The organism is Mesorhizobium sp. M2A.F.Ca.ET.037.01.1.1 (assembly GCF_003998075.1).
In the GTDB taxonomy this organism is placed as follows: Bacteria; Pseudomonadota; Alphaproteobacteria; order Rhizobiales; family Rhizobiaceae; genus Mesorhizobium.
Window position 1 is genome coordinate 1 of sequence record NZ_RZSA01001654.1, and the last position, 659, is coordinate 659.

The following is a 659-nucleotide window of genomic DNA, read 5'->3' on the forward strand; positions in this document are numbered from 1 at the left end:
GTGAAAGGTTGAACTTCATGGCAACGGTTTCGCTGAAAAAGCTCACCAAGCGTTATGGCAATATGGAGATCGTGCACGGCATCGATCTCGACATCGCCGACCGCGAATTCATCGCGCTGGTCGGCCCGTCGGGCTGCGGCAAATCGACGACCTTGCGCATGATCGCCGGCCTCGAGGACATCAGCGGCGGCAACATCGACATTGGCGGCCGCGTGGTCAACGACCTGCCGCCGCGCTCGCGCAACATCTCGATGGTGTTCCAGTCCTACGCGCTCTACCCGCATATGACGGTGCGCGAGAATCTCGGCTTCTCGCTGAAGATCGCGGGCGCCGCCAAGGACGACATGGACCGCCGTGTGGCGGAAGCCTCCGCCATCCTCGGCCTGGACGAACTGCTTGACCGTAGGCCCTCGCAGCTTTCCGGCGGTCAGCGCCAGCGCGTCGCCATGGGCCGCGCCATCGTGCGCGATCCCGACGTCTTCCTGTTCGACGAGCCGCTCTCCAACCTCGACGCCAAGCTGCGCACGCAGATGCGCACCGAGATCAAGAAGCTGCATGCCAAGGTGAAGTCGACGGTCATCTATGTCACCCACGACCAGGTCGAGGCGATGACGCTTGCCGACCGCATCGTCATCATGCGCTCCGGCCATATCGAGCAG

1 protein-coding gene is annotated in these 659 nt (G+C 63.1%); it reads left to right on the plus strand.

The genetic code is table 11. The features are described from left to right. Window positions 1–17: 17 nt before the first annotated feature. The coding region (locus EOA27_RS39015) for an ATP-binding cassette domain-containing protein (protein ID WP_127259027.1) at window positions 18–659 on the plus strand (642 nt) is incomplete at its 3' end.